This window comes from Corallococcus exiguus, assembly GCF_009909105.1.
GTDB lineage: Bacteria > Myxococcota > Myxococcia > Myxococcales > Myxococcaceae > Corallococcus > Corallococcus exiguus.
This window is the reverse complement of record NZ_JAAAPK010000004.1, coordinates 45,717-69,909: the sequence shown is the minus strand read 5'-3', so window position 1 is coordinate 69,909 and position 24,193 is coordinate 45,717. Positions and strand designations below refer to the sequence as shown.

The following is a 24,193-nucleotide window of genomic DNA, read 5'->3' as shown; positions in this document are numbered from 1 at the left end:
TCTCGGCTTCTCCACCGTCGCGGCCAGGCAGAGGCTCACCTTACTGGAGGGCCTGGGCGTCGGCGTCCTCGTCGCCCGGAGCGAGCAGTCTCTCCATGGGAAGGTCCACGCCTTCTCGCGCCAGGTACGTGACGGTGACGATGTGGTCGTCGGTCGAGTCCGCGCCGCGCACCGTCACGAAGGCCGCGTTCCACACCTGTCGCTCCGGATCCATGAACGCCGTGCGCACGAAGGTGAGCGACTGCTCGCTGTCTCCATGCTCCGTCTCGATGCGGCACAGGCTGGCCCGGCACTCGACGGACCTGAGCTGCGAGGGGACTGGCAGCGCGGCCCTCACGCCGTCCTTCGCTTGCTGCTCCGCACTCCGGGCCCAGGCGGTGTCAAAAGACTCGTCTCCGAAGTAGTCCTCGAGGCGCTGTCTCACCTGCTCCGTGGAGACGGACGACGGGGTAGGCGTCACCACGGTCTTGGGTGTCGGGGATGCGAGCTCGGGTGTCGGGGCCGTGGGCTCGGGTGCCAGGGGGGAGGGGACGGCGACTTCGACGCGCGCCTCGCGGAGGAGGGTGGGCGGCGTGGGCTCGGAAGCGGGGGCCGGCTCCTGCCTCTCGGCGGTGAGAAGCTCCGTCGTGGAGGCGAGCCGAAGGAGTTCGTCCCTTTCGTGTCGCTGCTGGACGAACAGCACGGTGGCGCACGCGCAGGCGAGGGCGCCTCCCGTCAAGAGTTGCCGGGGCTTCATGGTCATGACCTCGGTGGGTGGAGCCGCCGCTCCCCGGAAGCCGGGGAGCGGCGGCTCGATGGGACTATTGGTACCAGTTCACGCTGTTCACGCGCCCGCCTGGGCTGACATCGCACGCGAGGTTCAGCGTGCCCGTACCGTAGGCGGGCACGTACACCGGGCCGAGCAAGATTTCCCGGTTGGCGCCGAAGCCCGGGAGATAGCTGACGGGCACCGACCAAATGCTCGTCGCATCGCTGCTGAGCCCGAAGAACCGGCAGCCGACGTTGTTGGCGGTGGTCGCGCCGTAGGCGTTCACGAGGACCCGGTAGTTACCGGAGGCGTCGACCATGAGCGGGTAGAACAGGGTGACGTTCCTGGAGCAGTTGTTGGTCTGCGTGGTCCACGACTCGCCCATGCAAGCGCCGTCCGCGTGGAGCTGCGGCTTGCCGTGCCACCCGGCCAGGGTGCGGGCGTTGGCGGTACCAGCGACGCTGGTGAGCATCAGCGCTGAAACAATGAGGGTTTTCATGTGATGGGTCATGGGTTCGGTTTCTGGGAGTGGGGGTACTTCGAGGCGCGTGAGTGTGCTTGCCGCAGCCGGCCCCTCGGCTCGGCGGCATGAACGTGGATGTGTGGAGTGGGAATCGCGGCCGGGATGGCCTCTCCATGCATCCGCGTCGACTGCATGTGATTGCAGCCCGCGTGCCGAGCCTGAGGACGCGCTCATCAGAGGCGTCTCCCTCTGAACTCACGTGACGGTGGGCCTGGCGGGCACGATGCAGGCACAGCACCGGGCGGTGCCGGGCACACCTCTTCGCCGTGCCGGATTGCCTGGGTCCGTGCGCCTGGGCCGACCGCCATGGGCTATCATGACGCCATGGGGGGACCCGTGGACGATGACCGGGAGGACGTTCCGGAGGCGGCGCAGCCCACCGTAGAGCTCAGCATCGCGCCCGGTGCGGGGGCGACCGGTCTCCTCGGGGACTCCTCCGTGGGCCACTACACGTTGCTGGCGTTGCTCGGCCGCGGCGGCATGGGAGAGGTCCACAAGGCCTGGGACCGGCGGCTGAGCCGCACCGTCGCGCTGAAGTTCGTACGGGGCGCCGACCCGGACCGGGTGATGCGCTTCCTCCAAGAGGCGCGGGCGCAGGCGCGAATCGACCATCCGAACGTGTGCGCGGTGTACGAGGTTGGGCACGCGGAGGGCCGCGACTACATCGCCATGCAACTCATCGAGGGCCAGCGGCTCGACCATGTCGCCGGAGGACTGTCGCTCCCGGAGAAGGTCCAGCTGATGCGAGAGGTCGCCGCCGCGATGCACGAGGCGCACAGGCTCGGCGTCATCCACCGCGACCTCAAGCCGGGCAACATCCTGGTGCGGCGGCAGGAGGACGGGCGCTGCGTCCCGGTGGTGATGGACTTCGGCTTGGCGCACGAGTCCGGCCTCGAGCAGGGCCTCACCCGGTCCGGCGCGGTGATGGGGACGCCCGCGTACATGTCACCGGAGCAGGCCCAAGGGGAGACGCGGGCCGTCGACCGTCGCTCGGATGTCTATGGCCTCGGCGCCACCCTCCACGAGTTGCTCGCCGGCGCGCCCCCGTTCTCGGACAAGACGCTCCTGGGCACTCTCAACAAAGTGCTCCACGAGGAGGCGCCGCCCCTGCGCACGCTCGTGCCGCACCTACCCGGTGACCTGGAGGTCATCGTCCTCAAGTGTCTGAGCAAGGACCCGGAGCAGCGCTACCCGTCGGCCCGTGCCCTGGCCGAGGACCTGGGACGCTACATCGACGGAGAGCCCATCCTCGGGCAGCGCCCGGGGTTGCTCCTCCGCCTGTGGCGCCGCGCGCGCAAACACCGGACCCTGGTGGCCGTCTCCGCCGTGTCGCTCTCGAGCATCCTGGTCCTCTCGGCCCTGGGCGTCACCTCCAGCCTGGAGGCGCGTCATGCCCGACTGCAATCGGAGGGACGCGCGCGGATGGCCGAGCAGCTGGGCCAGCAGGTGAAGGACCTCGAGTGGTTCCTGCGCATGGCCTACACGGCCCCCCTGCATGACACCCGTCGAGAGCAGCAGCTCGTGCGCGAGCGCATGGCGCGAATCGCGTCCTGGGGGCACACGCTGGGGGCGCCGGGAGACGCGCTCGTCCAGTACGCGCTGGGGCGGGGCCATCTCGCGCTGCACGAGCTGGAGCAGGCTCACGAAGCGCTGACGCGAGCGAGACAGAAGGGATTGGACTCGCCGGAGCTTCATCATGCGCTGGGCAGGGTCCTCGGTGAGCGCTACCACCAGGCGATGGAAGAAGCGCGGCGCGGCGGAGACCCGACGTGGGTCGCGGTGCGGCAGCGTGCTGTCGAAGAACAGTACCTCCAGCCGGCGCTCCAATCGCTCGAGCACAGCCGTGTGCTGGAGCTGGAGTCCCCTCGGTATCTGGAGGGGCTGATTGCCTTCTATCGCCGTGACTACGACGCGGCATCGCGGGCCGCGATGCTCGCCGAGGCCGAGGCTCCGTGGCTGTACGAGGCACGGAAGCTCGCGGGAGACGTGGCGCATGCGCGGGCGATGGAGCAACTGGAGCGGGGCGAGTACGACGCGGCGCGCTCGGGTCTGCGCGAGGCCCGCCGCCTCCACGAGCGCGCCGTGGAGCTGGGACGCAGCGACGCCCGGAGCTACGAGGCGCTGGCCGAGGTGGGGTTGCAGGAGGCGGAGCTGGACCGACGCCAGGGACAGTCTCCCCATTTATCGCTGGAGAAGGCGCTGGCCGCGGCGGAGCAGGGCATCCAGGCCGCGCCGTCTCGTGGAGCCGGATACACCCGCAAGGCCTTCATCCTCATCAATCGCTACCGCGCCGCGAATCCCGGAGGCGAGGGGCTGGACCCGAAACGAATCCTCACCGACTGCCTCGCGACCGCGTCTCGCGCGGTGGAGCTGTCCCCTCGGGACATCCAGGCGCATGACATCCTGGGGGTCGGCTATTTCTTCCAAGGGCTCCAGGCGTCCTGGGAGGGAAGAGACCCCGAGCCTGCCTGGGACGAGGCCATCTCCCGATTGGGCCGGGCCCTCGAGCTCCAACCCCAATACCCATGGGGACTCAACGACCTGTCCCTGGTGCATCGTTGGCGGGGGAATCGCCAGCGCGAGCGCGGAGAGGACCCGTCCGCCTCCTACGCCGAGGCGGAACGCCTCCTGCGTCTGGCCGTGAGATACGACCCGAAATACGTGTTCGGCTACTCGAACCTGGCGGAGCTGTACAACGCGATGGCGGCGCAGGGGCTCGCGCGCGGACTCGACCCGGAGCCTGAGGTGCGCAAGGCCATCGCGGCGGGGGAGGCGGCGCTCGCCATCAACGGCAACTTCCACTCCGCGCTGAACAAGCTGGGGCTCTCGGAGCTGCTCCGCGTGGAGTACCTCGTTGCCTCGGGAGCGGATGCGCGGGCGTCGTTGGAGCGCGCTTCCGGCTGGTTCGAGCGCTCCCTCGCCATCAATCCGACTTTCGGGCGGACCCATTTCTTCCTCGCGATGGAGCACCTGTTCTCGGCAACCCAGGCCGTGGGAGAAGACAGGGACCCCGGTGCCGCGCTCCAGGAGGGCCAGCGAGCCCTGGCCGCCGCGTCGCGCGGAGATGCGAGGTGCGCCGACTGCCAGGTCCTGCGCACGCGGCTGGCGCTCGTGGAGGCCGACTGGGCACGACGGAGCGGACGGCCTGGACTGCGACACCTCCAGCTCGCGCGCGCCGAGGCCCGGCGGGCGGTGGAGATACATCCATACAACGAGTCCCACCAGGTGCTCGCGAGCGCCTGCCTGCGGCTGGCGCAAGCCGTGTCGCCGAGCGAGGCCCCCGGTTTCATCTCCGAGGGCCTCGCGCAGGTGGAGCTGGCGCTCACGCTGGACCCGAAGCTGGCCTCGGCCCATGCCGTCCGTGGCGGGCTGCGGCTGCTCCAGGCCCGGCTGGCGAGCGGAGCGCAGGCTCGCGCCGAGTGGCTGCGTCAGGCCCGCGAGTCGCTGTCGAGGGCCCTCGAGCTCCAGCCGCTGCTCCGGCGGGAGTACGAGGAGGCGCTTCGCGAAGCGGGGCTCAATCCGGCGCGGGGGTGAGCGGCCCCGTCGCGAGCTTTCCCGTGGGTGTCCACGTGGGCGGCTTGTCGCAGGGGGGCACGCCGTGCACGCCGTCGGGCAGGGTGATGCCGGGGACCCGGCGATTCTCCACGTTGAGACAGACCGCGCCCTGGGGGCTCCAGAGCGCCTCCAGCGCTCGAAGCTCCGCGATCTGGTTGTTCGCGCTCCTCCCCAAGCCGAACTCGTCGCGCTTGTCGATGCGCGTGCCATTCCGGGTGTAGCTGGTGAGGTCTCCGTGTCCGACGAAGTACGCGGCGCGCTTCGCCTGCAGGCACGCGCCGAAGACATGGCCGTGGAGCCCGTTGTAGACGCCCGTGTCGGGGTTCCAGGGGGCATAGCCCCAGTCGAGGCACGTGACGATGGCGCCCGATTCACAGCCGAGGGTGGTCCACGCCGGGACGTGCTCGACGGCTGCGTTCACGCTGTTGATGCGGAGTCCGGGCAGAAATGCAGTGGCGTCCCTGCCGGGGGCTTCGGCGCCTCTCGGGTCACAGTGATTCACCCAAGGGCGTCCGGGAGTGGGTTCCCGGTAGAGGATGTCATACTTGTGGAACCGGGTCGATGCCTCGGGGCGGGGCCTCACGGCCACCTCGAAGATGACCTCTCTTCTGGCTTCGCGGTCGTCGCCCCTGAGCGTCGTCATGAGTTTCAGTCGGCGGAGGTCGTCACCCCGGAGGGGACGGAGCTGACTGGTGTCCAAGCAGTCGCTGGATTCACGACAGTAGTTCACGGTGAGCTCGGTGCCCTCCGCCTGGATGCTGTGAATCCGCACGTTCTCGTAGGTGTCGGGATCCTGTGGGTGCTGAAGGGCTCCGACCAGGGGGTATCCGACGACCGAGTTCCCGTGTGCGACCGGGTCCCTGCCCATCAACTGGACATGGGGGAGCCGCGCTGCGTCCGACGCCGGGAGGTTCACGAAGGCTTCAGGACAGAAGCGCGATGCACCATCCGCCACGAAGCAGTATGTGCCGCCCTCGACGATGAAGATGCCCAGGCCGTTCGTATCTGGAGGCTGGCAGTTGGGTTGTCCCGTCGGACATTCCAAGGGAGTCAGTTGCTGTGCTCCCGCTCCGAGCACACAGGTCTCCACGCTGCAGTCCCGCACGGGCAGGCCTTCGTTGAGGTCGGGCTCTCCGGGAGGCGGCGTGGGTTTCACGCAAGATTTGCTCCCGGGGAACAATGCACAGCAACCGCTGACCCCGGGGGCCAGGAACAGCATCAAGAGAGACAGCAGCCGCGACCTCGCCCGCGAGTCGAACGCGGAGGGGCGGGGGGCTTGCTTCAGGGGCATGTCCATTCCATCCAGGCGTATGTCTTGTTTGCCGAATACCACGCCACGGTACGGCGCGGACCTCGAATTCCTGAGAACTCCCTGTTCGACCTATAGGATGGCCGTCATGGAAACGGAACAGGAGCGGTCGACGCTGCGCGCGAGCAGGGGGGCCGCTGGCGCGGGCACGGACGCAGAGGCACGTGTCCCGGGCCTGATGCGACTCTTTGGTGGGGGAAAGGCCATGGCCGTGGCGCTGCGCTTGAAAGAGGGCGCGCTGGAACTGGGGCGAGGCACCGCCGCGCTGGGAGAGGTCCAGGACGCGAAGATGTCGCGGCGCCATGCCCAGGTCCGCTTCGATGGGCAACGATTCTGGGTGACGGACCTGGGGAGCCAGAACGGCACGTTCGTGGATGGAGTGGCCATTCCCAAGGGGACTGCTCATGAAGCACGGCGCGTGGTGCGCATGGGGGACTCGCTCTTCGTTCCCAGCATGGACCTGCGGCCGCTCGAGCTCCACGGGGTCGAAGTCGTGGAGCAGTTCGTGCGAGGGCCCGCGATGCAAGGCCTGCTCAAGGAGGTCTCCCAGGCCAGCCTCGGCCATTCACTGTACATCCAGGGAGAGAGTGGCACCGGAAAGGAAGGCGTGGCGCGCGCCTTCCACGCGCTCTCCCCTCGGAGAAGTGGTCCCTTCATCGCCGTCAATTGCGCGGCCATTCCCGAGAGTCTCGCGGAGCGGTTGCTGTTCGGTGCTCGGAAGGGGGCTTACTCGGGGGCTGACGTGGATGCGCAGGGATACCTCCAGTCCGCGGATGGCGGCACCCTGTTCCTCGACGAGGTCGTGGAGCTGGACCTGGCGGTGCAGGCCAAGCTCTTGCGAGTGCTCGAGAACCGAGAGGTGCTCGCGCTGGGGGCTTCCAAGGCGCAGCGGATCGACCTGCACGTCTGCTGCGCCAGCAACAAGGACCTGCGCGCACAGGTGGCAAGCGGACGGCTGCGCGAGGACCTGTATTTCCGTATCGGCCGGCCCGACGTCACCTTGCCACCGCTGCGCCAGCGGCCCGAGGAGATTCCCCTGTTGCTCGAGCGGGGGCTGTCGCCCGGGAGAAGCCTGCACGTCTCGTTGGTCGAGGAGTGTCTGCGCAGGCCCTGGCCCGGCAACGTTCGCGAGCTGATGTCCGAGCTGGGCGTCGCCGAACATGCGTCGCACCTGCGAGGCGCATCTCGGGTCGAGGGATGTCATCTCAAGCCTGACGCCGGAGCGGCCTTCGGGCCGGCCTTGTCTCTGCCTCCCGAAGCCCCGCGCGCGCCGCCCCGGAAGGCGCCCTCGAAGGCGAAGCCCCTTCCCGCTGACGAGCGCACCCGCATCGAACACGCCCTGCGCCAGAACGGAGGCAATGTGACCGCCACGGCGGAAGCGCTCGGCATGCACCGCACGCAGCTCCGGAGGCTGCTCGCGCGCCATGACATCTCCGTTCCCGACTCGGACGAACATGCGTGAGTCGACGCGACGTGGCGGACGGTGGGCGGGTTGTGCCTACCCAAAATTCGGTCGCTGCGTCATCAGTGCGTCAAAGCTGCGTCAAAATGCGCGTCATGACGTGAGCGATGCGCATGACGAGCCGCTGGGTCCTCTCTTCCATTTGATGGAGGTCGGAATTACGCCCGGCTCAGACGCCTCAACACCTCTCTGCCCGCGCGTGGACACTCCCCTCCCGTCCTGCGAACGCAGATAGGTAGCTCTATCACCTTGGCTCCGTGCTCCGTGCCCTGCACCTCACGCGTCTCAGGCGCATCTTTCCCGAGCGACAGGTGCGTCCGGCTCGCGTTGTAGTAGCGCTGGTACTCGCGCAGCAGGCGCCGAGCGTGGGCTTCGTTCAGGACGACGACATGGTCCAGCAGCTCCCTACGTATCGAGCCGATGACTCTCTCCGCATAGGGATTCTGCCACGGACACCGTGCTGCACTCGGCACCTCCCGAATCCCCAAATGGGTAAGCGTGGCGCGAACGCCCTCTGAGTAGAGCTTGTCCCTGTCTCGGTGCAAGTGCCTCGGAGCACTGGCCCAGGGAAAGGCCTCTCGCAACTGCTTCGTCCATTCTTCTGTCGGGTGCGCTGTCACATTGAGGTGGAGGATTCGCCTGTCCCGGTGACTCACAACCACAAATCCCAACAGCACTCCAAACATCGCAGTCGGAATGACAAGGAAGTCCATCCCCGCGGACTCCACCAGATGCAAGCGCAAGAAGTTCCGCCATGTTGGTGACGGTTTCGGCGCTCCCCTTCCCGGTCTGGGCATGTACCGAGCGACCGGTGTCTGGCCTACCGCCATCCCCAGCTTCAGCAACTCCCCGTGAATGCGCGGGGCCCCCATGTTGGGTTGGCTTCGGCCATGCGCCGAATCAACGCGCGCAGTTCCAGGGTTGCCCGAGGACGTCCCACCCGACTCCGGGACTTCCAGCGCCAGAAGAGCCGAAAGCCCATCCGATGCCACTTCACCACAGTCGCCGGCTGCACCCGGCACAATGGCCTCCGCCAACCCTGCCAGAGGCGTTGGAAAACGACCCAGAAGATGCGGTCGCCCCGGGCAAGCCTCGGGGATGGGCGCTTCTCACGGAAGACTGCAAGTTGCTGGCGAAGAGCCAGGTTCTCCAGCGCCAGCTCCGAACGGCTCCGCAGGGCCGAGCGCATCGTCTCGACCAGCGCCATCACGAAGACGTGCATCTTGCCATTCCTGCCGACCGTAGCTGGCAGGCCAGAATTCTGCCACGCCCTGTCACGCGCCGCTCGGCGCCACAGCGACAGCCGCTCACACTCGCTCCCCTTCTGGCCCAGCAGGCAGTGGGGCCCTGCGTTATCCAGGGCCCACTCACAGTTTCGTACATGCAATGAAGCGTTAGCTGACGTCCGCGAGCACTGGGACCCGAATATCCGGTAGCCACAGGGGCCCTCTCGCCGGGGCCAGCCTCGCACCTGCCGTGGGCAGGCCCAGGTGGTGCTTCAGAATCGCGCGCCCCCTCCCGCCGCTTTGTCACCGCGCGGAGGCGCCGAGGCTCGCTTCTTCCCTCATCGGGACCGGCGTTCCGTGGAGCCCCGCGTGGAGTCCGTTTCATGCATCTAGGAAGGTGTTTGTGCGACAGCAATTCAATTACGAGTGTATCCATAGAACATCCTGATGTGATGTCCCCACAGGACGCGGCGGGAAGTATGAGAAATCGAGCATGCTGGATTTTCTGGAATGGTTGGTTTTAGCTTGGCCTTCTCATCCCCGAATGAGGAGGCTTTGTGGCTCGATGGCAATTTCGTGAGGCGTGGAAGAGTGGATTCGTCGCGCTGGGCTTGCTGATGGGAGCCTGCGGAGCGCCCGAGGAAGGCACCGCGGAGCAAGCGGTCTCCTCCGTCGCCACGCCGCTCGTGGCGCAGCAGCTCATCATCACTCCGTCGATGGTTCAGCCCGACGGCATCCGCCCGACGCTGGGGGCGTATCAGAACCTTTATGACGAGCAGACGCTGATTGGGGACCCGCGGGGAGGATGGACGTTCAAGCCCGCGACGACCTGGGGCAACGTCGTCTACACCGAGGACCGGTACCCCATGGGGTTCGTCATCGACCTGGGGGCGCTCTACGACGTGACGGAAGTCGGCGTATTCGACACCTACGACAATGTTGGCTTCGAGGGTTACGTCTACTTCAGCGTGGGTTCTCCCGGTCAATGGACGGCGCTCCCGGCCCTGCTGACCGACAAGTGGGAGCAGTGGAGGTTCATCACCGTCGGACAGCGCACGCGCTACATCCACTTCGCGCGCAACATGAACGGGGCCACCAACGAGGTCGTCATCTACGGCACGCCGGCGAGTGGCGTGCCCAACGTGCCTCCCACGGCCTCGGCGGGCCTGGACCAGACGGTGTATATGCCCACGTCGTCCGCGCAGCTCACGGGCACCGCGAGCGACAGTGACGGGACGGTGGTCTCCCAGCAGTGGTCGCAGGTCTCCGGGCCGAGCACCGCGTCGCTCACGGGCGCCAATACCCTGTCCGCCACGGCGTCGAACCTGGTGGTGGGGCTCTACGAGTTCGAGCTCCGCGTGACGGATGATGGCGGCGCCGTGGCCACCTCACGCACGAAGGTGCGGGTGGAGCCTTCCCTCAACGGGCAGGGCACGATGCAGAATATCTACAAGTCGTCGACCCCCGGCCACCCGTCCGAGAAATATGGCTATGCCTTGTACCTACCGCCGGGCTACGCGACGCGTGACACGTGGCCCATCGTCATCTTCCTGCACGGCGCTGGGCAGCGAGGGAATGGTGGCGAAGGGAATAGTGGCGATCGGTTGTACAAAGTCCGAAGCGAGGGGCTCGCGTCATACTTCGACAAGTTCGGGAAGGACTATCCCTTCATCCTCGTGGCGCCGCAGACTGCCAACCTGTGGAACGACTATGAGGCCCAGACGGACCTGAACGTCTTCATCGACCGAATCCTGGCGACGTACAAGGTTGACACGAAGCGCGTGTACCTGACGGGTCTTAGCATGGGAGGCGCCGGGACGTTCGCTTACGCGGGCTTCTTCCCGTCGAAGCTGGCGGCCGCGGCACCGGTCTGCAACGGTGGCTTCGGCGCCTCCGCCACCCTGGCGCAGAACATCGTGAACAGCAACCTCCCCCTCTGGGCGACGCATGCCATCAATGACGCGTGGACCGGGACGCGCGACTGGTTCACCCGGCTGGGGCAGGCGATGGGCAGCACGGGAACCCTCATGGACACGTACACCTATCCGAGCCGGGATCAGACCGCGTTCTTCCGGCCGGCCACCCTAAGCTGGGAGTGGGTGGATGGCTACACGTCCACGGACGCGAGCGGCAATCCCCCCGAGCGGCCGATGATCTTCTCGCTCTTCCATACGGGGGGGCACAGCATCTGGGACCGCGTCTACTATGCGGAGCCCAAGATGCTGAGCTGGATGCTCGCGCAGCAGCGCCCCTGAGCGCGCTCCGTCCGGCGTGAGCCGGGTCTGCTTTGCCCAGGCCCGGCTCCTGCGCGCCTCGTGACGCGGCGCGATTCACGCCTCGCGTCACGACCAAGATTCGGTCGCTGCGCCATGAGTGCGTCAAGACCCCGTCAAGCAGCGCGTCAATGCGAGTGACCGAGGCGCGCGGGCTTCGCGCGCCCCTGCTCGGCGAGGAGGTCCGAAATCACCTTCAGGCTCATGGCCACGCCAGGTCGTTGTAGGCGTCCCGGGCACGCCGGGCACTCGCGACGCTCCGCACGCGGTACAGCCCCGGCGCCGTCACCCGCACCGTGGCCGTGCCGTTGCCCTGGCGGTTGAGGTCCGCCGTCCCATGCAACCACCGCACGCGCCACTCAGCGCCTGCAGGCTGGAGCTCAGCAACCCCACCCCGACGCGACGATGCGGACGCTGCCGCACAGGCGCAGCCGCCGGTGAAGCGCTCGGGTCCTTCCACGCTCATCCCGCTTTGCGACGGAAGTGGAGCGCCTGCACGCCGGACTTGAACCGCTGCGTCGAGAGGAGCTCGAGATGCCGCGCACTCGACAGGCCATGGAACAACGTCGGCCCGCGGCCACTGATGATGGGATGAACGACGATGCGGTACTCCTCGATGAGCCCCCACTCCTCGAGCGCAGCCGCGAGCTTGGGCGCTCCGACGAGGACACCCCGCTCGGTCTTCGCTTTCAGCGCCGAGATCGCCTCGCGAAGGTCACCCTCCACCTTGATCGTGTTCTGCCACGGAAAGTCGCTCCGCGAGCCCGACACGACGTACTTCGCCTTCGCCTCGAGCTTCTGTGCCCACTCGCGCATCGCGCGCGGCGCCTTTTCGTCGCGTGCCACCGCGGGCCAGGCTCCCTCCATCAGCTCGTAGGTGTTGCGCCCGAAGAGCATCGCCCCGCTCTGCTCCATGAGCTGCCTCCAATAGTCGTGCAGCTCGTCGTCCACGATCCCCTGGGTGTGATCGATGCACCCGTCCAAAGTCACATTGAGACCGAAGGTGAGGAGGCCCATGGCGTGGGATTCTACGAAAAGCGCGCCTTGAGCGCAGCAGCCCGAGCCATCGACGCAATGCCCCATCCCCGGTGGGTATCGGCGAGCAGAAACTCGACACCATCCAATCCATCACCCGGATCTGCTGCGCACTGCGCGCAGAAACCAGACCTGCCCCTCGCCCCACTCCAAGCCCGTTCGTCCGGTGGCAGTGGACGCGACAGTAGCGGACGGAGCCAAGCCGCCCGGCGGTCAGGCGCGGCTGGCCCAACGGCCACCCGCGGCGGCCGTGGACGCGGGCCAGGCCGGCCGCCATGGGCCACGAAGCCGCCTGGGCAGAGCTTCGTCCCTGCACCTGCGCGCGCCTCGAAGCATGCGACATTCACCCACCTCAGCGCGTCGCCCGCGAGCCCACGCGCGCCACCACCACGCACTCCTTGTGAAGACGGCGCCGAGAGGAGCAGAACCATGGACGGGAGGCCCCCACCATGTAGTTTGCGGACATTCAATCGGTCCCCGATTGAATGGGGCCCCAGCCCCTTCTTTGAAACCGCTGGATATCACTCGGTTTTCGGCCCTCAGAGAGTTTGAGTCCTCTCAGAGAAAAACCGAGAACGAGTTCGCGCAGGGCTTCTTTCGGGGAGCAAAAAAAGAAGGCCCTGCCCTAAACCGGCAGGGCCTTTTTGCTTTTCGCAGCTTCCCGCTTGATTCCCTGGGACCGCTCTTCCACCCGTTTGGGAGAGAGAGGCCAAGAGTGGTTGACAGTCTTGTCAGCCACCACGGGCGGCCGATTCCAACAATCCACGGCCCAGGGTTGCTTCGCTTCCCTCCCGCCAGGACAGCTCGGAGCATTTCAGCGGCGGGTTGGCCCCTCGTGGCAGTCAACCGAGAGAACGGAACGTGAAGCGCCACCTCGACAGTCTTCGAGCCCAGAAGCCCCTGCTCTGGAACCACCAACTTCAGTCCCGCGCCAACAACGGCGGCCGGAGCGTTGCCCAGGTTTTCGATGACGTAGGACACGAAGACAAACAACGCCCCCGGATGTCTCTTCGTTGACGAGTTGATTCCCGACAGGCGTGCGTTCCTGGGCGCCGCTAATGATGTAAGCGATTCGCCAAGAACGAAGCGGTCTCCGACACGAGTCTGTCGGAGCAAGTCAAGCCGCGTCAGCAATGCAAGACGCCCGTAGCAGTCTCTCTCGTAGGACAGTCCAGGGCCCACAGTCCGCATGGCGAGCTGCACGCCAGCCGATGCCAACTGGCGCACGAGGAGCGACAGCTTCAGCTTAATGCCAGTACCGCTCCGCTTCCTTTATCCGGCGACGCTCATTCTGCATCTCCGGAGGACTGGCGCCGAAGAGCGCGAGCATGCAGGCCCGCACCGTCGAGGCATGCTCGTCCACACCAAGCTCATCCAAGCCCTTCAGCACGAATTCCACGGCGGCCGGGGCAAAGCCCCCCGATACTCGCGCATCGGAACCGCTGCGGGCCGCCCGCGCCAGCAGGTGAAACGAGCGGCAGCGCCCCTCGCGGATCCGTCAACGGCGGGGCTTCCATGCCGGAGTCACTTGCTTTGAGCACGACGTAGAACATCACGCTTGGATTGATGAATAGGGAGTGGAACTCATCAGCAGGCAGAGGATGTACGCCCCACCTCACCGCCGCCGCGTCGCCCCTGGTGCAGCCCCGAGTCGAGCCGCACAGCCCGACCCGCCGCGACACCCATCACCATCCACCCGAGCAACGCCTTATTAGAAAACAGGAAAACACAGGCGCTTGACTTTGCCGCTTGCGAGGGGATGTTCAAAATCCATATCGTTTTTGCTCCCCAAACCAAGGAGTGACATGCCTATTACAATCAGCCTCACCGAGGCGCGCGCCATCGCCAAGGATGCCTATCTGTATGGATGGCCTCTCTCCGAGAATTACAACACGATCCATGCCTACTCCATTGATCCGGAGAACCCGAACTACAAGGCTCCCTTCAATCAGATCTTCAATGACTCCAAGGTGTTCACCCCGGCGGACACGGCCATCGTGACGCCGAACTCCGATACCCCCTACTCATTCATCAGCGTGGACCTCAGGGCAGAGCCCCTGGTGATCAGCGTGCCGGCCATGGTGCCGGACAACCGCTACTTCTCGTTCCAGTTGATCGACCTCTACACGTACAACTTCAGCTACATCGGCACGCGGGCTACCGGGAACGGTGGCGGCCACTTCCTGCTGGCGGGCCCCTCGTGGGAGGGCGGCGGGGACAGGTCCGATTTCGCTGGCATCTGCTACAGCGAGAGCCATTTCGCCCTGCTGATCGGACGCACGCAACTCTTCGACCCGGGTGAAATCTCCGCCGTCCAGGCCCTCCAGAGTCAGTACAGGGTCCAGACCCTGAGTGAGTTTCGCGGAGACTCGAAGCCGCCCCCTGCCCCTCCCATCAAGTGGCCGCTCCCCGTCACGGGAGCCAAGGGCAAGACCCCCGAGGTCTTCGGCGTCATCAATTTCATGCTCCAGTTCTGCCCCACCAATCCCACCGAGGTGGGGCTGATGGAGCGCTTCGCTCGAATCGGAGTGGGCGCCGGCCTGCCGTTCGATGTGAAGTCCCTGAGCCCCGACATGCTCAAGGCTTTCGAAGACGGCATTGCCGATGCCTGGAAGGACTTCGACGACCTCAACAGGCAAGTCGCCGCGGGCGAGGCGGACTCGAACGACTTTTTCGGTACGCGAGAAGCCAACAACAACAACTACCTGTACCGCTTCGCGGGAGCGAAGATCGGCATCTACGGGAACTCCAAGGAGGAAGCCATCTACCCGATGTACAGCGTGGATGATGAGGGCCAGATACCGGATGGCTCGACGTCTCGATACGCGATCACCCTCCCCAAAGACGACATGCCACCGGCCCAGGCGTTCTGGTCCATCACGATGTATGATGCCAGGACCCAATTGCTCATCAACAACCCCCTCGAGCGCTACCTGGTGAATAGCGCGATGCTGGAGAAGGGCGAGTTCAAGCCGGGGGATGACGGCTCCATCACCTTCTACCTCCAGACGACCTGCCCTCCAGTGGAAGTGGGGGGGAAGATGAACTGGCTGCCCGCCCCCGCGGCCCCGTTCTACGCGGTCATGCGAATCTACGTCCCGGAGCCTCGCGCATACGAAGGCACGGACAGGTGGAGTCCCCCTCCGATGAAGCGCGTGGGCCCCGCGTCGGAGAAGAGCAGCTGACCCACTCTGGTACGCCGGAGTCGCTCGCATCTCGCATCTCCAGGCGGGCCTGATTCACGACACATCTGACTGAGTCGTGAATCAGTATGAGCCCAGGAGAGTGAACACGGGATGTGGGCGCGCGCGGAGGAAGGGCAGCCAGACGCGCTTCCCAACGCGCACCTGAGACTCATCATGGGGAACAACCATGGATGAGAACGCGGACGCCGGACGTGGCGCGTACCCGTCCGCGGAAGCCTTGTCAGCAACGATGGTCAGATTCGCACCTTGCCGCCACGGCTGGCGCGATACCCAATACGTCAAAGTCGAGCGTCCCACCTACCGTCCGCGCCCCAGCCGCCCTGCAAGCCTTACCAACCCATCCAGTGTTCGAGGCATGGCGGGGCTGGCTCGACAACGCCTGCGGAGGCCTGCCCTCGCAGGCCGCGGACGCCGGCCAGGCCGGCCGCCATGGACCACGGAGCCGCCTGGGCAGAGCTTCGTCCCTGCATCTGCGCGCGCGTCGAGGCCATGCGACCTTCGCCTACCCCATGCTTCGCCCGCGAGCCCACGAGCAATGCCGCCACGCACTCCTTGCGAAGCGGGCGCCGAGAGGCGCAAAACCATGGACGGGAGGCCCCAACCATGTAGTTTGCGGACATTCAATCGGTCCCCGATTGAAGGGGGCCCCAAGAGCCTCCGAGAGCGCCAAGACTCCGCACAGTGCCCACCCTCCTGCGGGTTCGTGGTGCTTCGGCGGTCCCGCTGGTGCGTGGCGCATCCAACGCCTCTCAGTCCCAAGGCGCCCCGCGCCAGGCAACCCCGGAGGAAGGGCCTCCTCCGGGAAGCGTCGCGCTTACCAAAGTGGGCAGCGTAGAGCCAATCTCGAAATTGAGCGAGACAACCCGCTGAAGTCTGATGGGTTTCCGCAGCGGCTCGATACCTGGCGGCAGGTGTGAGCGAACTCGACGAGCGAGTCTGGGACGAGCGTGGCGTGAAGCTGATTGCCGCATACCGCAGGGGCCGCAAGCGCAAGGCCCCCAGGACGGGCGCGAGCCGCGGCGCTACGAGCGACACTGGAAGGTGGAACGCTACTTCGCCTGGCTCCGCTTCTTCCGGCGCCTCGTCACCCGCTACGAGGTGAAAGCCGAGAACTTCCTCGGGTTTCTCCACCTCGCCTGCGCTCTCATCCTCATGCGCCAATTCTGAGATCGGCTCTACTGACGCAGAGCAACTCAAACATCACGCAGCGGCCACGAACACAGCACACCCCAATCGACTCCCTCTTGGTCGGACGCCCGAAGCGCAGGGCCTCCAAGGGCTTCGTGCCCCACGAGCTCGACGAAGCCCACAGTTCCAGGCACGCTCCAGATCACAGGATGTCAGCACCGTTCTGCTGACGTCACGAGCCGGTCACAGCCACGGTCACGAGGCTTGCCTGGAGGCCCACCCCTCGGGGTGCCGACCGCCCTTCGGCCCTTGCACCGTGCGCAGATATCTTTGGGCTTCGCGTTCTCCAAGTACTCCGCGTGACCGCATGGACAGGACTGCCACCTTCTTTCGATGACACCCGACGATCCCAACCATTTCACGGCAGCTTTCCCGTGTCATGACAGTCGATTGCGCTTCGCACTTCGGGGTCCTTCACATGGCCGATTCCCGGACCTCCAGTCCGGTGAGTCGACACCCGATCGAAACCTCATGACCCCATTCCGAAGTCTGTGGCTCGCGGCCGCCCTACTGATGGCCGCCTGTGGAACGACTGAGCTCGCGCAGCCCGACGACGTACAGGATGCGACGACGGCCCAGGGCCTCTCCACGCTCTCCGTGCGAGGAACCACCAGCGCGAGCGGCCTGGCCACCACCACCCTCTCCATCCCCACCCCCGTCGGTACGGCCGCCGGAGATGTGTTGGTGATGCAGCTGAGCAATCGCGAGGCCGTCACCGCCGTCGCCACCCCACCCGCTGGCTGGACGCTGCTGCGCTCCGAGCAGAGCGCCTCGGCCATCAAGTCCTGGCTCTTCCTCCGCGTGGCCAGCGCGGCCGAGCCGAGCAGTCACACCTTCACCCTCGACCTCGCCAGCTCCATGGCGGCCACCCTGGTCGCGGTGTCGGGCGCGGATCCGCTCCAGCCGATCGACGTGCACGTGGGCCAGAAGAATGGCAACAGCGCGAGCCTCGCGCTGCCCGTCGCCACCACGTCGTCCGCGAACGGCCTCGCAGTGTGGTTCTCGGCCCAGGTCTGGGGAGGCGCCGCGTGCCCCGCGGTCCACACCCCTCCGACGGGCTTCACCGAGCAGCTCGACACCTGCCTCGTCTCGTCGTCGCGCGGCGTGCTGCACAGCGCCGCCACCTCGGAGCTCGGGGCCGCAGGTGCCCAGCCCGCCTTCACCGGCAGCTCCACGCTCCCCAACACCAACATCACGCACGCGGTGGTGCTGCGTCCCCTCCAGCCGCCGGCCACCGGGGAGATCACCCTCGTCGGCACCACGCACGCGAGCGGCAAGACGGTCACCAGCCTGACCCTCTCGACCCCTACGGGCGTCGCCGCCGGTAACGTGCTGCTGGCGCACCTTGCGAACCGGAACCAGATCGGCGCCGAGCTCACCCCGCCTGCGGGTTGGACGCTGGTGCGCACCGACATGAGCACCTGGAGCATCCGCGGCTGGATCTTCGTCCGCGTCGCCACCGCCAGCGAGCCCGCGAGCCACACGTTCCAGAGTTCCATCGCGAGCAACCTCGTCGGCAACCTCGTGGCGTATGCCGGCGTCAATCCGGCCAACCCGATCGACACGCACGCCGGCAAGAGCAACAGCGGCTCGACGGCCTTCACGACGCCGCAGCTGAGCACCTCGACCGCGGGCGGGGCTGCCGTCTGGTTCGGCGCGCAGGCGTGGACCGGCGCCGCGTGTCCGACCCCGGCGATCGAGCCCCCCGTGGGCTTCGCCGAGACCTACGACACCTGCTTGGTGTCCTCGTCCCAGGGCCTCGTCTTCAACGCCGCCTTCATGCCCCTCGCCGGTGCCGGCATCCAGGGACCGTTCAACGGGAGCTCGACGTTCGCCGAGACCAACGTCGCGCAGGTCGTCGCCCTTCGCCGCGCCGAGGTCGCACCGTCCTCGGGGGTCGCGTTGCGTGGGAGCTCGCGCCACAGCGGCCTGTCGATCGCTTCGCTGTCGATCCCCAAGCCGTCGGGGACCGAGGCCAACGACGCGCTCATCGCGCGGGTGACCGTGCGCAACAACATCTCCGCGACCGTCACGCCGCCCGCCGGCTGGACGTTCCTGCGCTCGGAGCAGAGCGCCTGGGCCATCCGCACCTGGATCTTCTACCGCGTCGCGGGCGCCTCCGAGCCCGCGAGCTACGCGTTCGGACTGGACGCGACCACCCACATGGCGGGGAGCGTGGAGGCCTTCAGCGGCGTCGATCCGATCCAGCCAATCGACGTGCACGCAGGCCAGAAGAACGGCGACTCCGCGTCGTTCACCGTGCCCGACGTGGTGACCGGCAGCGCGGGTGGCCTCGCCGTCTGGTACGGCTCACAGGTCTGGCCGGACGCCACCTGCCCTGCCACCGGCATCGAGCCGCCGCTCGGCTTCACCGAGGCCTTCGACGCGTGCCTGGGTCACACCAATGGACTGCTCTTCAATGCGGCCTACCGGTCGCTCACCGCGCCGGGCCTCCAGACGAGCCTCTCCGGCAGCTCCGCGTTCGTGCAGACCAACACCGCGCACGTGATCGTCCTGCGCGCCGCCAACGCCCCCAGTTGCATGGTCGGCGACACGTACGCGAGCACCTTCACGCTCCAGGGCACCGTGACCGCGCCGGAAATCGTGGAGCCCTCGGGCCTGGCCGCGAGCCGCGTGGTCGGCAACGCGCTCTACGTGCACAACGAGGACACCACCGCGATCGTCGCGATCAACCCCCTCAACGCGAGCACGATCGGCACGTTCAACGTGACCAACGTGACGCCGGCCGACTGGGAGGACCTCGCAACCGGGCCCTGCCCGAGCGGCTCGTGCATCTTCATCGGTGACATCGGGAAGTGGAGCGCCAACTTCCCTCCGGGTGGCAGCCCCACGTCGTTCACGATCTACCGCGTGCCCGAGCCGGATCTCGCCAACGGCCAGACCTCGGGGGGGCTCGTCGCCGAGGCCTTCCCGTTCGTCTATCCGGACGGCGCGAAGGACGCGGAGTCGCTGATGGTGCACCCCACCACCGGGGACATCTACGTCGTCACCAAGAACGGGGGCACGGGGCAGAGCGGCGTGTACAAGTTCCCCCAGCCGCTGACGCCGGGCGTGCAGGCCACGCTGATCCACGTCCACACGATCCAGCTGCCGCTGAACGGAGACGCCAACTTCTCGGCCGCGACCGCGGCGGCGATCCACCCATGCGCGGATCGCTTCCTCCTTCGCACCTACCGCACTGTCTACGAGTTCCGTGCGACGCCGGGACTTGGCTTCGAGTCGGCCGTCTTCGCGACGCCCGTCACGCTGACCGACACCTCCGAGGGCCAGGGTGAGGCGATCGAGTACGAGGCCAACGGCGCGAGCTACTTCACGATGAGCGAGAGCCCCTCGCCCTTCAGGCTCAAGCGCGTGCCCCTGCGGTAGGACCGCGTCGACACGCCGAGGAGCAAGGCCGGTCGTGGGGCACGTCCCCATGGCCGGCCTTGCTGTTCCGAGCTGGGAGCTCGCGCTCGGCGCCGCCGTTCACGCGGTCGTACACACGGCGTCCCGCCTGAAGCCCAGGCACACCCGCAGACCGGAGCATGAGCACCGGTCCCCGCGCGCATCGCCGGGCCTGATGCCTCTCCTCGGAAGCGACGTGCGGCACGGAGGTCTCCGCGTCAGACTCCTTGCGAACCTGCGGGGCAGCTGCGCCCGCTGCGAGGGAGTCCACGCGATGGAGATGGGAGTAGCCCAGTTCCGTAGACACCCGAGATGTGATGGAAGGAGCCCGGGATGTCCGCGAACGAGGAGAAGCAGAAGAAGCCCAGGAGGCCGCGCCGAGAGTTCACAGTCGAGTACAAGGCCCAAGTCTACTTCTGCGACCCGCAGAGCCCCTGGCAGCGAGGGACGAACGAGAACACCAATCGCCTTCTGCGCCAGTACTTCCCCGATGGGACGGACCTGTCCTCCTACTCGCAGGCCCAGCTCAACGCGATTGCAGCTCGCCTCAACCGACGCCCACGCAAGACGCTCGATTTCCTTTCTCCTGCGGAGAAGCTAGAGAGCGTGTTGCGCTGAACGGTTGAGCGTGCCGCGGCCTTCTTCGCGAAGGAGATGAAGTGAAGTTCTCCTTCATCCACGCGGAGAAGGCCCTTTTCCCGGTGGCAGTCCTCTGTCGTCACCTGGGCGTCTCGCGCAGCGGCTACTACGCCTGGGCGAACAGACCCGAGTCCGAGCACAAGAAGAGCGACCGGGCCCTCCGCATCGAGGTGCTGGCCATCCACCAGGAGAGCCGAGGGACGTACGGGGCTCCGCGCGTGCACGCGGAGCTGAAGGCGCGAGGTCGGCGCGTGGCTCGCAAGCGCGTGGCGCGACTGATGCGCCAGGCGGACGTGCGCGCTCGGCCCCGTCGCCGCTTCGTGCGAACCACCGACTCGACCCACCGCCATCCGGTGGCGCCGAACACGCTGGAGAGGAACTTCCGCCCCGGCCAGCCCAATCGCACGTGGGCCGGCGACATCACCTACGTGTGGACCGAGGAGGGCTGGTTGTACCTGGCGGTGCTGCTGGACCTCTTCAGTCGCAATTGAGTGCAGCATGTCGCGCAAAGGCAACTGCTGGGACAACGCGGTGGCGGAGAGCTTCTTCTCCACTCTGAAGCTGGAACTCGTCTACGTCACCCGCTTCAAGACGCGCGAGCAGGCCCGGTGCGCACTGTTCGAGTACATCGAGGTATTCTACAACCGGAAACGGCGCCACTCCGCCCTGGGCTATCTCAGCCCCGTCGAGTTCGAGCGAGTGGCCACAACAAGTAGGCTGGCAGCGTAACCAACTTGTCTACGGAACCGGGCCACGCCCAGTCATCCCAGCTGGTCCGCCGAGGCGACAACCAGGCTGACATTGGGGGGCGCCACCCGCGTGGAGGGCTCGCGGCCCCACACGTTTGCCGTGCCCTCGAGCTTGTTGCTGTCGGGGTTGCCCTTACGGAGATGCAGCCCGCCTTGAAGTCGAAAGAGACCACCACCTTGACGGCACTCTCGCGCGCGAGTTCTTCCCAGCTGGGCACGGTGCACCCGGCAAGCATCAGCCCCAGTGCCACGCGCCACGGAATCAGCCCCCTCATCGCACACCTCTCTGCACCGTGGCAGTCCCCTTGTCTCCTATGAGGAGCCACGTCACCACCGCTCCGGCCGCCGCCATGCCCGCCGTCCCAAGGAGGATGTTGGCCGTCGTCGCACTGCGCTGTGCCTGCGCATGCGGCCCCATCATCTCTGTGCGAAACAGCGTCCCTCGCACCTCATCGAGCTGGCGCCGGGACGACAGGCCGCAATACGTCCCCACACCTCCGGCAGCGACTCCCACTCCCAGCAGCACCACGCTCACGATTGGCACACTGCGCGTCCACGGTCTCTCCGCCACCAACTGCCTCGATGCTTCGTCAGGACGAGCGGGCACCAGGTCTGGCCGCGCCACCTGCTCCCGGGGCTCCGCCGGAAGGGGCGATACCTTGTCAAGCTCCGGAGGTATCACGCGATCCGGCGCCGGAGGCCGTGACTTCGCGAGCTGGAGCATGTCCGTGCGCGTCCGGGCTCGCTCCGCCTGGACCTTCTCCTGTTGTGACTCGAACGCAGCCACCACCTTGGGAGCAGTGCGGAGCGGCAGCCGAGCATCAGGATTGAGCATGAGCGCCGACCGGAACGCAGCGCGGGCCGCCGCCCATCTGCCCAGGTCGGCGCTGATGAGGCCCATGTAGAGAGAGCGGGTGACCTCCTCCTCCGTGCCATGGCTCACCTTGCTGGCGCGTTCGAGCTGCTCCAGCGCCAGCTCATACTCGAGTTCCTCGTAGAGGCGCACGGCCTCGGCAATATGGCGTTCAACCTCAGTTTCCGCCCGGGCGGCGCGCGGTGGCAGGACCACCAACAGGCTCACGGCGAGCGATAGGCATCTCCCCCAGGGGCGAGAATTCGACATACAAGAATCGTCTCCCAATCAACAAACTCCAGAAACTTCGGAGGATGGGTACCCTATTGGGCGCGTCAGTCATCCGGGCAGTGAAGCCTCTGCCCGAGCACATCGAACGCCTCGACGGTGCTCGCAACGGCGGGACTGGCCGGGTCCTCCTCGGCGAGCAGTGCCCAGCTCAGCAACTCCAGACTGGCCTCCTCAATCCCCCATTGAGTAGTCCAGGATCGGCACCGACGTCGGAACCGTTCTATCTAACATCGTCCCGTCCCCTATCTGTCCGCACTGATTGCGTCCCCAGGCCCAGAAGGTGCCATCCCGTTGCACCGCCAGGGTGTTCGACCAGCCGGCGGCGATGGAAACCACCTCTCCAATCCCATACACCCGCACCGGCATCCGGCTGCCGCTGGCCGTTCCGAACCCCAGTTGGCCTCTTTCGTTGCTTCCCCAGGCCCAGACGCTCCCGTCCCGGCCCAGGGCCACCGTGTGGTCGCCCCCTCCGGAGACGGCGAAAACGTCCTCCGGAATCGCAACCTGCACGGGCGTGAGACGGAGAGTGGCCGTCCCATCTCCGAGCTGCCCCCAGTTGTTCCGCCCCCAGGCCCACACGGTGCCATCCCGCATCAAGGCCACGGTGTGGTCCCCGTGGGAGTCCACCGTCTTGGCCTCCGTCAGCCCCCAGACCCGGCCGGGCACGGAGCGGTTCTCCCCCGTCGAATCCCCGAGCTGACCATTCCCGTTGAACCCCCATGACCAGACCGTGCCACCTCTTTGCAAGGCCACGGTGTGAATGGCGCCCGCAGCCACCGCGACGACGTTCGAGACGCCAATCACCTGCACGGGGCTGAAGCGATTGACGTTGCTCCCGTCCCCCACCTCTCCGTTGACGTTGTGGCCCCACGCCCAGACCGTGCCGTCGCGCCGCAGCGCCACGGAGTGGGCCAGCCCCACGGAGATGGCAGTCACCTCCGCAAGGCCTGGAACCTGGGTGGGCCCCCTCGTCGTGGGAGCCGCCGCTCCCAGGCCGAGCTGGCCCCACTCGTTGTTCCCCCATGCCCACACGGTGCCATCCTGACTCAGCGCCACCGTGTGGTAGCGACCCGCCGCAACGGCGATGACGCGGGTGAGGCCCGGAACCGCCGCGGGCACCTCACGGCTGAGGGTCGTGCCATCCCCGAGCGCACCCCAGTCGTTACATCCCCACGCAAGCAGCGTTCCGTCCTGGCGCAACGCCACCGCGTGGTTCTCCCCCGCGGAGAAGAGCGCTTCATCCGTGGTGCTGGAACAGTTGTTGTCCTTGCCATCGAGAACCTCGAACCTGCCGGGACCGCGCTCCGCGTCATTGTCATCGCAATCTCCCGCGAGAGCGACATGCGCCGGGGGCGGGACACAGGCCGACACCGCGTCGCCCGCCCCCACCCCGTCGCCATCCCTGTCCGCGTAGAAATCCCTCATGAAGCCTTCATCGTTCAGGCCATCACAGTCGTTGTCGACCCCGTCACACACCTCCGCGACGCCAGGATGGAACAGCGCACCGACACCGGGACGGTCGTCACAATCATCCGCCACCGTGGAGTAGCCCTTGGGCACGCGCCCGCAGATGCGACGGCCCTCTGCGCCGGCGGCTCCGTACCCGTCTCCGTCCTCATCGGGATAGGCCAGGATGACCTCCTTCGGGCAGAGGTCGTCGATGCTCGGAACCACACAGCCCGCTCCCAGCAGGAGCAGGCATTCCATCAACCGTGAAAGGCGAATCATTAA

General features: G+C 66.8%; 13 protein-coding genes and 3 pseudogenes. 8 read left to right on the top strand and 8 right to left on the bottom strand.

The annotated features are described in order from the left end of the window. Window positions 1-40 precede the first annotated feature (40 nt). Both GTZ93_RS16315 and GTZ93_RS16310 read right to left on the bottom strand, forming a co-directional pair. Window positions 41-736, bottom strand: coding sequence for a hypothetical protein (locus GTZ93_RS16315; protein ID WP_161662869.1), 696 nt, complete (start codon window positions 734-736; stop codon window positions 41-43). Window positions 737-800: 64 nt separating this feature from the next. Further along, window positions 801-1,247, bottom strand: coding sequence for a hypothetical protein (locus GTZ93_RS16310; protein ID WP_161662868.1), 447 nt, complete (start codon window positions 1,245-1,247; stop codon window positions 801-803). Between the two features lie 360 nt (window positions 1,248-1,607). On the opposite strand from GTZ93_RS16310, the gene GTZ93_RS16305 reads away from it, so the two are divergent. Beyond that, window positions 1,608-4,805 carry a serine/threonine-protein kinase gene (locus GTZ93_RS16305; RefSeq protein ID WP_257978931.1) on the top strand — a complete coding sequence of 1,066 codons (3,198 nt, stop codon included), beginning with the start codon at window positions 1,608-1,610 and terminating at the stop codon, window positions 4,803-4,805. On the opposite strand, the gene GTZ93_RS16300 is transcribed toward GTZ93_RS16305, so the two are convergent. Continuing rightward, window positions 4,786-5,742: an ADYC domain-containing protein gene (locus GTZ93_RS16300; RefSeq protein ID WP_139915293.1), complete on the bottom strand. Its 957-nt coding sequence runs from the start codon at window positions 5,740-5,742 to the stop codon at window positions 4,786-4,788. The genes GTZ93_RS16305 and GTZ93_RS16300 overlap by 20 nt on opposite strands. A 481-nt stretch (window positions 5,743-6,223) precedes the next feature. Here GTZ93_RS16300 and GTZ93_RS16295 point away from each other — a divergent pair, with 481 nt between their 5' ends. Continuing rightward, entirely contained in the window at window positions 6,224-7,597 is a 1,374-nt protein-coding gene (locus GTZ93_RS16295; protein WP_139915294.1) for a sigma 54-interacting transcriptional regulator, read from the top strand. A gap of 158 nt (window positions 7,598-7,755) precedes the next feature. Here GTZ93_RS16295 and GTZ93_RS16290 read toward each other — a convergent pair whose 3' ends face one another. Then, the gene (locus tag GTZ93_RS16290) at window positions 7,756-8,283 is read right to left on the bottom strand and encodes an integrase core domain-containing protein (RefSeq protein WP_257978938.1); all 528 of its coding nucleotides are present in this window, start codon (window positions 8,281-8,283) and stop codon (window positions 7,756-7,758) included. 1,097 nt (window positions 8,284-9,380) lie between these two features. Here GTZ93_RS16290 and GTZ93_RS16285 point away from each other — a divergent pair. Continuing rightward, the gene (locus tag GTZ93_RS16285; protein ID WP_257978932.1) at window positions 9,381-11,078 is read left to right on the top strand and encodes a carboxylesterase family protein; all 1,698 of its coding nucleotides are present in this window, start codon (window positions 9,381-9,383) and stop codon (window positions 11,076-11,078) included. Window positions 11,079-11,298: 220 nt separating this feature from the next. On the opposite strand, the gene GTZ93_RS16280 is transcribed toward GTZ93_RS16285, so the two are convergent. Continuing rightward, entirely contained in the window at window positions 11,299-11,448 is a 150-nt protein-coding gene (locus GTZ93_RS16280) for a hypothetical protein (protein ID WP_257978933.1), read from the bottom strand. A gap of 110 nt (window positions 11,449-11,558) precedes the next feature. Next, complete coding sequence (locus GTZ93_RS16275) at window positions 11,559-12,113, bottom strand: dihydrofolate reductase family protein (RefSeq protein WP_139915295.1); 555 nt, start codon at window positions 12,111-12,113, stop codon at window positions 11,559-11,561. Between the two features lie 1,823 nt (window positions 12,114-13,936). Between GTZ93_RS16275 and GTZ93_RS16270 the strand changes: the two genes are divergently transcribed. The 5 genes and pseudogenes from GTZ93_RS16270 to GTZ93_RS43470 all read left to right on the top strand — a co-directional run. After that, window positions 13,937-15,316 carry a DUF1254 domain-containing protein gene (locus GTZ93_RS16270; protein WP_139915296.1) on the top strand — a complete coding sequence of 460 codons (1,380 nt, stop codon included), beginning with the start codon at window positions 13,937-13,939 and terminating at the stop codon, window positions 15,314-15,316. A 970-nt stretch (window positions 15,317-16,286) separates the two neighbouring features. Continuing rightward, a pseudogene (locus GTZ93_RS16265) lies at window positions 16,287-16,504 on the top strand (transposase); the annotation flags it as partial. Window positions 16,505-16,996: 492 nt separating this feature from the next. Beyond that, window positions 16,997-19,912, top strand: a complete 2,916-nt coding sequence (locus GTZ93_RS16260) for a cell wall anchor protein (protein ID WP_139915298.1) — start codon at window positions 16,997-16,999, stop codon at window positions 19,910-19,912. A 402-nt stretch (window positions 19,913-20,314) separates the two neighbouring features. Next, window positions 20,315-20,548 (top strand): annotated as a pseudogene (locus GTZ93_RS16255) (IS30 family transposase); the annotation flags it as partial. A gap of 17 nt (window positions 20,549-20,565) precedes the next feature. Further along, a pseudogene (locus GTZ93_RS43470) lies at window positions 20,566-21,298 on the top strand (IS3 family transposase); the annotation flags it as partial. 291 nt (window positions 21,299-21,589) lie between these two features. Here GTZ93_RS43470 and GTZ93_RS16245 read toward each other — a convergent pair. Then, window positions 21,590-22,324 carry a hypothetical protein gene (locus tag GTZ93_RS16245; protein WP_139915299.1) on the bottom strand — a complete coding sequence of 245 codons (735 nt, stop codon included), beginning with the start codon at window positions 22,322-22,324 and terminating at the stop codon, window positions 21,590-21,592. Between the two features lie 309 nt (window positions 22,325-22,633). Further along, window positions 22,634-24,190: an RCC1 domain-containing protein gene (locus tag GTZ93_RS16240; protein WP_139915300.1), complete on the bottom strand. Its 1,557-nt coding sequence runs from the start codon at window positions 24,188-24,190 to the stop codon at window positions 22,634-22,636. Window positions 24,191-24,193: the final 3 nt, after the last annotated feature.

Excerpts from the sequence above, each read along its gene's own strand:
- GTZ93_RS16240 (WP_139915300.1), bottom strand. The coding sequence starts at position 24,190 with ATGATTCGCCTTTCACGGTTGATGGAATGCCTGCTCCTGCTGGGAGCG.
- GTZ93_RS16260 (WP_139915298.1), top strand. The coding sequence starts at position 16,997 with ATGACCCCATTCCGAAGTCTGTGGCTCGCGGCCGCCCTACTGATGGCC.
- GTZ93_RS16275 (WP_139915295.1), bottom strand. The coding sequence starts at position 12,113 with ATGGGCCTCCTCACCTTCGGTCTCAATGTGACTTTGGACGGGTGCATC.
- GTZ93_RS16295 (WP_139915294.1), top strand. The coding sequence starts at position 6,224 with ATGGAAACGGAACAGGAGCGGTCGACGCTGCGCGCGAGCAGGGGGGCC.
- GTZ93_RS16290 (WP_257978938.1), bottom strand. The coding sequence starts at position 8,283 with ATGTTTGGAGTGCTGTTGGGATTTGTGGTTGTGAGTCACCGGGACAGG.
- GTZ93_RS16315 (WP_161662869.1), bottom strand. The coding sequence starts at position 736 with ATGAAGCCCCGGCAACTCTTGACGGGAGGCGCCCTCGCCTGCGCGTGC.
- GTZ93_RS16270 (WP_139915296.1), top strand. The coding sequence starts at position 13,937 with ATGCCTATTACAATCAGCCTCACCGAGGCGCGCGCCATCGCCAAGGAT.
- GTZ93_RS16310 (WP_161662868.1), bottom strand. The coding sequence starts at position 1,247 with ATGAAAACCCTCATTGTTTCAGCGCTGATGCTCACCAGCGTCGCTGGT.